The sequence below is a fragment of the Acinetobacter sp. YH12128 genome, from assembly GCF_013418655.1.
GTDB classification, from domain to species: domain Bacteria; phylum Pseudomonadota; class Gammaproteobacteria; order Pseudomonadales; family Moraxellaceae; genus Acinetobacter; species Acinetobacter amyesii.
The window spans coordinates 1-8793 of record NZ_VPBO01000048.1 but is presented as its reverse complement, the minus strand read 5'-3'; the positions used below and the strand labels follow the sequence as shown (position 1 = coordinate 8793).

At 34.8% G+C, this 8793-nt stretch carries 7 protein-coding genes and 2 pseudogenes; 3 read left to right on the top strand and 6 right to left on the bottom strand.

The genetic code is table 11. The features are described 5' to 3' along the window. Positions 1-106, top strand: a pseudogene (locus tag FTU64_RS15975) (IS1 family transposase); the annotation flags it as partial. 121 nt (positions 107-227) lie between these two features. Here the strand turns inward: FTU64_RS15975 and FTU64_RS15970 are convergent. The 5 genes from FTU64_RS15970 to FTU64_RS15950 form a co-directional block, all read right to left on the bottom strand. Continuing rightward, positions 228-1511: a hypothetical protein gene (locus FTU64_RS15970; protein WP_180060290.1), complete on the bottom strand. Its 1284-nt coding sequence runs from the start codon at positions 1509-1511 to the stop codon at positions 228-230. 142 nt (positions 1512-1653) lie between these two features. Further along, on the bottom strand, positions 1654-1893 hold the full coding sequence (locus tag FTU64_RS15965; protein ID WP_126562269.1) for a transcription factor: 240 nt from the start codon (positions 1891-1893) through the stop codon (positions 1654-1656). A 239-nt stretch (positions 1894-2132) separates the two neighbouring features. Next, positions 2133-2762 carry a hypothetical protein gene (locus FTU64_RS15960; RefSeq protein ID WP_078194520.1) on the bottom strand — a complete coding sequence of 210 codons (630 nt, stop codon included), beginning with the start codon at positions 2760-2762 and terminating at the stop codon, positions 2133-2135. 217 nt (positions 2763-2979) lie between these two features. After that, positions 2980-3546: a plasmid replication DNA-binding protein gene (locus FTU64_RS15955; protein ID WP_225531289.1), complete on the bottom strand. Its 567-nt coding sequence runs from the start codon at positions 3544-3546 to the stop codon at positions 2980-2982. Between the two features lie 105 nt (positions 3547-3651). Further along, on the bottom strand, positions 3652-4659 hold the full coding sequence (locus FTU64_RS15950; protein WP_004967300.1) for a replication initiation protein: 1008 nt from the start codon (positions 4657-4659) through the stop codon (positions 3652-3654). Between the two features lie 675 nt (positions 4660-5334). Here FTU64_RS15950 and FTU64_RS15945 point away from each other — a divergent pair. Together FTU64_RS15945 and FTU64_RS15940 are read left to right on the top strand one after the other, a co-directional pair. Then, on the top strand, positions 5335-5538 hold the full coding sequence (locus tag FTU64_RS15945) for a hypothetical protein (RefSeq protein WP_180060288.1): 204 nt from the start codon (positions 5335-5337) through the stop codon (positions 5536-5538). Between the two features lie 1793 nt (positions 5539-7331). Continuing rightward, complete coding sequence (locus FTU64_RS15940) at positions 7332-8408, top strand: hypothetical protein (protein ID WP_225531288.1); 1077 nt, start codon at positions 7332-7334, stop codon at positions 8406-8408. 279 nt (positions 8409-8687) lie between these two features. Here the strand turns inward: FTU64_RS15940 and FTU64_RS15935 are convergent. Then, positions 8688-8793, bottom strand: a pseudogene (locus tag FTU64_RS15935) (IS1 family transposase); the annotation flags it as partial.

Here is an 8793-nt window from a genome sequence, read left to right as displayed (position 1 = left end):
AATCAGGCGAGGCTTTAGGAGAAGCTGCAACTTCTCCAAAAAGCTTGAAAATCATTTCAAAGCCTTTGATTTAGTGTTCTTTTATATCAATAATGGATTCGTTTAATGCCAGCATACTTTTTGAAACACCACCGAGATTTTATGTTAATCAGATGATCAAAAGGCCCATGAATAGGGCCTTTCATATAACGTGTATTATGTTAATTTTAGCGAAACTCAATAATAAATTATTTCTTCTTTGGCTTCATGCATGAGGGTTTTGATAGGCTCACTGGCTGGTTTAAATTGTGTGCCTTAGCTCCCTGTTCTAAAAGGGCCTTTAAACTTTTTTCAGAATTTTTAGGCTGCTTATTTTGAGCATTCTTCTTTGGCTGTGGTGGCGATGCTTTTTTCTGAGCTTTTACTGATTGCTCAACTTTATTTTGTTTACTTGTAGGCTTGTTTATTACGGCTGTTTTTAGAGACTTTAGCCATGAGTATGCGTGAGGATCTAACTTCAATAAATGTTCAATCATTTCATTACGTTTAGCTTTATCCATCTTAGAGATAATGCTTTTAAGATCAGCATTAATTGATTGATTTGTTGCACCTCGTTCACTAGCTTTTTCATACCACTCATGCCCAAGTGTATATTGATACGTTTCCATATAAATAGCGCCTAATAAAGTACAAGGACGATAATTATCTGGAGTTAAATTATGAGCTTTGGATGCATTATCAATGGCGACGTTAACCTTGCGAAGATCACGTCTAACTCCACCAAGAGTAGTGAAATAGGCAGATAATAATTTTTTATCCTTGATACCATTAGTGGAAATTTTTTCTAAAAATTCTTCTGCTTCAACACTTTCCTTACACTTTCTTAATTGACTGCTAGCATTAATAGCATTCCAAATGTTCTTAGTGTTCTTTGCATATTCCTGCAAATAATAATTAGCTTCTAATCGATGAAATTTATGACGAACTTTGGCAGTAAAGAATTTTTTACCTATTGTATTTAACCAAACAGCCTCATCTTGAGAAAGTCTTGTTTCATTTTCTAGCTTATTCAAAATTTCAGAAAGCTCTGTAGGTGATGCCCCTGATAGATATTCATTAATGTCGTATTTTTTTAGTAATGCTTTTTCTTTTTGCTTTGCAATATAAACAGGATCTGACTCAAGCAACTTTTGTTTTTCAATAGCTTCCAGTCTCAACTTCTCCTGACGAATTTTTTCCTCAGCTACTCTTTCTAATTCAACTTTATGTCTAATTTTTTTCTGAAAGTCTGGCAGGAAACCGCTTAAAGATCTGAGCATATACTCATGAATATATACTTCTTCAAATTTACTTAGGCTTTGTTTTTCTTCATATTTTTTTATAATGTCTTTTAAACGGCTAGGTATTAAAAGATCTGACTTTAATGGATCTAAAAAATATTGTTGGCACAAATTTAAGAGTTTGTTCTCGAAAGTATCTAAATCTTTATCAGTAACTTTTGCCTGTAACAGTAAAGCCTTTCCCTCAGTCATAATAGAAATCTTATTCGAATCAAAAAATTACTTCAGTATAAAGAAAAAATGTCTGTATCTCACTTATGTTTATTTCCCATTTAACATAATGGGCGTTATATGAAATTAAAAAGGCTTAGTCATGACTAAGCCTTTTTAACTTTTAAATCATATTTACCTTAAGTCCAGCCAATTTTAAACGCTCTGTAATATTTCGCATTTTACTAAATTCGGTACCGTAACTAAGTGGTAGACCCACTCCCTCACAAAACTCTTTAGAAGTTATACTTTTTAATTCATCTGCATATTTAATCATCTGTAAATGTAATTCAGCAGTTTGCCTGTTTCGAGGTGCTTCATTCATAGCCAATCGGATGCGGTCATATATTTGTTGTTCATTCATAGCTAAATTATCCAAATAATCAAATTTATATAAATAATATAATTTGTATAAATTATATTGTCAATTTTTTTACCGATTTTATTGGCAGAAAGTATCAAAACTGCTCATAAAAAAGCCGACTTGTTTCAAAATCGGCTTTTTTATGGTTTTTAGATTTTTATGGTTTGAATAAGTATCTGATATTTATATTAATATACAAGTGTACTTCGTATAACCACCATTATGTTAAATGTATAACTTTATAAAGTGTTAATTTTAAAGTCTTCCAATGTTTTGCCTTTTTCTTCTAATAAATTATGAACAAACTCAGGCTCTAATTTCAGCATCAGTTCAATAGCATCATGGATTTTCCAAAATTGTAATTCAGGATGATCTATTATTTGGATTAAATGGTTTTTAATTAAAGGAATATATTCATCGTATTTTTCATCATCAATTAACCAAAATAAGCGACTAATATCAAATGGTTCTGTATTAGATATTTCTATAATCTTTTGTATAGGATGAAATATTTTTATTCTAGCCTGTTCACCAAATCCTAGATCAGCTTGGAATGCCCAATAACGAACAAAAGCTCTAAGTACATGCTGAAGTGTATCATCATAACCATGTAAACGATGATCTATATAACCAACTAATTTATTTTCATTTAATAAATTTACTAATGCATCAAAACCAGAGGATTGTCCCCAATTAGTCAGAAGTTTTGCTGCCTCAAATACAATATTTTCATCAGAAGAATTTAATAAATTTATGACTTGTTCTATACGATCTTCAGGAATATCTTCTGGATCTAAATCTGTTGCATCACATGCGTAATCTGCATGAGTAGGAACGTCATGCAGTAATACAGAAATTTCTTTATTCATTAAGCCACTCATTAATAATTATCTTAAGATTTTCTAAAATTAACATAATACACCTTATACGAAATGCTCTAAATTATTTGTTTTAATTCAATAGTTTATTTCGTATTGAAAAGCCCAATCACACCCGATTGGGCTTTTTTTATGACTTTTCACGTTCCACGCTTAATAAGTAAGCAATGTTCCACACTTTTGTTTAGCTAAAAATAACAATAAAACCTTACTCATCTGTAAAAACTGCCCGAGCTAAACGGCCCAATAATCCCCTTTTTTTAGGTTCCGGTTCAACGTGTTCAGGAATAGGTATACGCTTGTTGTCTTCCCCAAAAGTAGTCAATGCGTCATAGTTCGACTCAATCTCTGGCCGAGGATCTGTTGCTATATTTAGATTAGTAGATTCATTTAGCTTACTAGTATTTTCTTGTTTTGGCTGTTCTAACGTGCCTTTAAACTCAATTCTATGAGTGAGATCTTCAATATGTTGCATCAAAGACTTTTCTCTTTGATTTGCTAAATCTAACTGATTTTTGAGTAAAGAAATTTGATCTTTTAATACATTTTCAATTTCAGACTGAACGTGTACCTGTACATCCTTCTGGACTTGTTCAGTACGTGTACTGGACTGAACACTGACTGGATTGCCATAAACTCTGATAAGTTCCGATAAGTCTATAAGTCCATCATGATCTCTTGATAATTCACCACTTTTTATAGATTCATAGATTGTTGTTCTTGATTTTTTAAAAGCTTTACTTGCGTCCATTATGCTAAATTTTGTTTTGTTCAATGTAATCCCTCAGCGCGTGTTTAAGCATGTTCATCTGAACATCTTAGCTGAACATATATCTTATTTTGAATTAAATCGTACTTTTCTAGGTATAGCAGCAATTTTTCAAACTTTTTGTTCAATAGTAAAGTCGATATTGAATTCTGCTAGTTTTTCAATCCATCTATTACCTTCGTTATTTTTAAAATCAATTTTTATTCTTTCTACTAATTCGTCTGTAGTCTCACCAGATTCTTTGAATCTCAAGCTCAATTCTTCACTTTGAATTATCGTTAAATAAACCATTTTTGCAGTTATTTTATTTTGCTCTTGGTTACTACCAGTTTCACTTTGTTGATTAGCTCCAATAGTTTTCTTTTTTCTAACTATAAAATTAACATGACTAGCTTTGCGTCCTTCTTTCTTGACTGCTTTAAACTCAATAGTAAGTTCTGTTTTAGAGTTAATGTCATCAATGTGGGGTTTAAGAATAGTACTTTTGAAATCTCTATATTCTGGGTATGAATTTTCTGCCAGACCTAAAGCACTTTTTAATTCTTTGATGGATACATCGAAATTAGACCGAAATTCATTTTGTACCAAGAATGGGTAAAGTTTTAAACCGTGACCATGTAAGGCAACAGCCGATTTAACTTTAAATTTTGTATACGAATTTTGTTTATTAAAAACATACATAATGTATAGGGCAAAATGCGTGAAAGAAATATAAAAACATCCATCCTTGTATGAGCATGTACTAATGAGTCTTGTTCGAATATCTCGATCTTTTCCAGGATGATAAAAAACTACACTGTGGTCGTAGAGAGCATCTACTACTCGGTTTAAGGCTACATAAGCACTGCTTGGCTTTAAGCCCGTCAATTCAGCATATTCTTTAGCTGTTACAGTGAATTCTGTTGTTTCATTGGGATCTGATGCTAGCCGAACTTTAGGGCTAAAAAAGAATAGCAATTTTAGAATATCGTCTTTTGGTGATTTCTCATGCTTCAATTGCCAGAAAATATTTTGAAAGACAGCATAGTCTTTTGGATAACGTTTGGCAGGTGCTGAAAGAGGAAAAAGAGATTTGTCATGTTCCTCAAAATTTTTAATTTTCTTTAATGATACAGCCATCTAAAATCACTATTCTTCTATTATGTGGTGGTATTTTCAATGCTACTTACCCCCACTTATTAAGTCAAGCATATCTTGATTACCACCTAACATTTCGCCCCCACTAACCTAACATTTCGCCCCCACTAACCTAACATTTCGCCCCCACTAACCTAACATTTCGCCCCCACTAACCTAACATTTCGCCCCCACTTAAAGTCAAAAACCTAACATTTCGCCCCCACTTAAAGTCAAAAACCTAACATTTCGCCCCCACTTTAGTGTCTGAAACACTGATATAGCAATACATTGAGACTGGCCGTAAAGCTTTTTAAAAGCTTTTTAAAAGCTATTAAAAGCTTTTAATAAAGCTTTTAAAATTAGTAAATGAAAAAATAAATGAAAAATTGCCCTTGGTTTTCGCTACGCTCAAACTCTATTGAATCTCGCTTTCGCTCGATTCGTGGGGCAATTTTTAGTTAATATTCTTGTTACTTTAAGAAAAGGCAAAAGCAACTCGGAATTCGCTTCGCTCATAAGTTTTTTATGCTCGCTTCGCTCGGTCTAGGTGCAAAGATCAGCATGTGATCTACTTTCAATTTGTTGAAGCAAATATTTTAAAAAGCAGTTTTTCAGGGAGTCTAGGCGCAAATTTTCGTTGTGTCGCTCGTAGACACTCGCTAAAGAGGATCTGAGATGAGCAAAGATAAAAAAGATGAAGATTTGGTTTCTCTCTCGATGAAGAACTTCAACAAACCACGATGGTTTAGAGCCAATGAAGATGGTGTCTTTTGTGAAGTAACTTGGGAGGAGTTCTTTAAAAACCATGATGACCCAACAGGGTTAGAAGATTTTATGACAGATCGAGAGCAAGATACACCAAGAGATGTGAATTTATAGCGCATGGTTTGCTGTATTTGGCGTTTTATTGGTCATTCCTATTCTACCTATAGGTTTTAGTTTAAAGTGCCTTAAAACGCAAATGGTGAGCATTTAGACAACCCACCTCGTTTCGATATTCTGTTGGCAAGAATATCCGAGGGGGTCTAAAAAATGCTTATAACGTATGCACCGTAAAATTTTGTCGAAGTGCCGATTGCCAACCAACCAACACCAAACTTTAAAACGCTAATTTTATTCATAAAATCAGAAAATATTTATCCTATGGTGGATAACAACCTCGAAAAACTATGTCTTCAGAAGTTTAGTTTAGTTCGAGCGACCAACTCGAACAGCAGGGGAGACCAATCCCCATTTAACCTTTTTGACTCTCCTGTGGCTTTAAATCCACAGCCTTCAAGCACTATGACCATGCAGGAAGTAACACACTCAACTACAGTCCCCTATAGCCTCAACATCACTCTTTCGCAAAACCACGATTCCCTTAACAAGTCATTTCTGACAACGGTAGCTATGGTTTTTTAACCAACTTTTGATAAAACAACTCAAAAGAAAATTCTTATTGATTATCAATTTTACCTGTAATTATAGATTACTATCTATTTTACAAATAAAAACAACAACTTATTCAGAATTATTACAGTACAACTTCGGCAAAAATCTGCCTTATATGCGCTACTAAAGATCGCTCCAACACATCTATGTCGATAACTAAAAATTTAGTTATTCAAAAACTTAGGTGACAAAACCTAATGACATAAAAGTGCGTCCCAAGTTATCAATTGAAGTCTTAACAAGCAGTACGTTCATCCACTAAGTTTCTAAGCTTTTTCCTTGCTTTTCGGTACGCAGTTCCAAAATACCGATTCCGCAGCTTAAAAAATATCATCATGGGTAGAACACTTACTTAGCACAGTCGATGAGGATCTCTCCCCACCTTTAACACGTTTAAGCTATACATCGACCTTTCGAGCCAAAATGGAATGTCATCACGACAAATTCACCACCTGACCCAAAAGTGCCACTCTCGCCAGCTTTCACCTTGATCGCCTGTACCCTCTCGAATACCGCAGAAGCCATCGTGTGTGCCACGCACCTCGCCAAACCATAAAGATTCAGCGAAGAACGGTAGTTATTAACGCTACTCTCCATCTATGGATTTCACTCACTATTTCTTCAAAAGCAGGATTTCAGCCCTTTCAGCCTAGAATGGGGTTTAACCCATTCGCCACCTTTCGGTGATTCCGTTTCCTTGTCGCCCAACTTCAAGAACCAACAATGAAGTGGATTGAGTAGAATTTGAGGGTAGGCAAAAGCCACCCCTCATCAGCCCTCATCAAAGCGTACCGAGCTACGTTTCCGCAGCAGTCCGCTTCGTCAAGCAGTTTTCAGGCTGTCAACCTTTCCACTGTGAGCTGTTGAAAATCAAAATTTTTAGTGTGCCTAACGGCACACTAAAAAACGGTTAGGTCTTTTAGGTGCGTTGGTCAGACACACTTCACAACTGATGAGAAAATCATAATGCACAAAAAATATGCTGTCTAGGTGCGTTCGCATGGAACTACTTATTACCCTCTTACAAACACCGTCTAGAAGTCCTTAAAACTTGCTTCGCAAGTTCACCATAGCTTCGCTATGGAAAAAGCAAAAAACAGCTTAAAACCAAAAATCCTTTTACTCGATTACAATGCTAGTTTTTGATCAAAAAACAGCGTATTTTGTGAATTAACCCTTGATAACAATGATTGGAAATATTTTGGATGATAATTTTTAGTCCACACACAAAATTTACAATGCAACGGCTCGCTGACCATGTTGCCAATGGCGCATATTTTTATTTCAGCTTTGAGTACGACAGTTCTAAGAAATCCATTGAATCCGTTTTGGATAAGATGACAGAGCGTTATGAGTTGGGTATTTCACCAAGACAGCGTTCTTACCGCCTAGAAAAGGGTCATCCTATTTGCACGATGATCGTGCAAAGAGATGTCTTTAATGAAAATAAATGGTTTCTGTATTGCTTATTCACTACGCCTACAAGTAGAGATTTCAATACTTTCAACGGTATTGAGATTAATAAACTTGCCAAAGAGTCGGAGCGTTTGAAGATTCAGACTCTTAAAGAGAAGTACAAAGGCTTTAAGTGGGATCTTGATTCGATCTCAGCAGAAAAGACCTTGATTGCAGACTACTTCAAAGATAATGAGCCAAAACAATTTGTCTTAAAAAATCCAATTGCTGTCAAACCTACTGCCCTGGTGACTATGGAGCTTTTTAGAGATACGCATAAGACTTATAAACAGCTCATCTTGGGTGATGAAAAAGACTACAAAGACAGAGTAAGGGCTTATACGTGGACTTGGCGATATACAAAGCAAAGTATTGAAAAAATTAAAACTAAATTTACTGATTCTATTAATAAATTGGCTAGTCAAAAAAATAGTTCTCTAGCAGAGAAGAACCGAGCCGACATTAAAAATCTATTCCTGATGGTTGAAACATGGTCTGTTTTCAAAGCAAGCCGTTCCCAAGCAGGGCAGATTATCCATTTTGCACAGCGTTTTTTAAAGTACAGGTCTAAGAAGCAGAAAACATGGATGCAGATGGAAATTGCTACACCACACTTGACCTATCTACCCCGATTGCCGACCTATGCGGATACGATCCATGAATATAATTACAGACGTAATCTTTTTGATGAATATGGTGTGGAAGTGCCTTTGAAACTCATTAAAGACTACTATGGTGGTGGCTATTACAACATACCGATTCAAGCCTATGTAGCTAAAGAATTAGAAATGCGTGAGAATGGCAAAGCCATTGCTCAAAAAGCGGATGAGCTTTACTTACAAGTGCTTGAAAATGAGTAAATCCGCTAAGAGAAGCTATTAAATACGGACTTTGAATAGGTTCTAACATGCAAATTTCGTATAAGAGATTTTATGTTAAATTTTTTATATCAAAATTTCAAAGTGTACTGATGAGTACACTTTGAATGGGTTCTAACACCCGAATTTCGTATATGAGATTTTATGTTAAATTTTTTATATCAAAATTTCAAAGTGTACTGATGAGTACACTTTGAATGGGTTCTAACACCCGAATTTCGTATATGAGATTTTGGTGGTGTTTCAAAAAGTATGCTGGCATTAAACGAATCCATTATTGATATAAAAGAACGCTAAATCAAAGGCTTTGTAATGATTTTCAAGCTTTTTGGAGAAGTTGCAGCTTCTCCTAAAGCCTCGCCTGATC

Bases quoted from the DNA above. Each gene is read 5' to 3' on its own strand.
- FTU64_RS15970 (WP_180060290.1), bottom strand. From the start codon at position 1,511: ATGACTGAGGGAAAGGCTTTACTGTTACAGGCAAAAGTTACTGATAAA.
- FTU64_RS15965 (WP_126562269.1), bottom strand. From the start codon at position 1,893: ATGAATGAACAACAAATATATGACCGCATCCGATTGGCTATGAATGAA.
- FTU64_RS15960 (WP_078194520.1), bottom strand. From the start codon at position 2,762: ATGAATAAAGAAATTTCTGTATTACTGCATGACGTTCCTACTCATGCA.
- FTU64_RS15950 (WP_004967300.1), bottom strand. From the start codon at position 4,659: ATGGCTGTATCATTAAAGAAAATTAAAAATTTTGAGGAACATGACAAA.
- FTU64_RS15945 (WP_180060288.1), top strand. From the start codon at position 5,335: ATGAGCAAAGATAAAAAAGATGAAGATTTGGTTTCTCTCTCGATGAAG.
- FTU64_RS15940 (WP_225531288.1), top strand. From the start codon at position 7,332: ATGCAACGGCTCGCTGACCATGTTGCCAATGGCGCATATTTTTATTTC.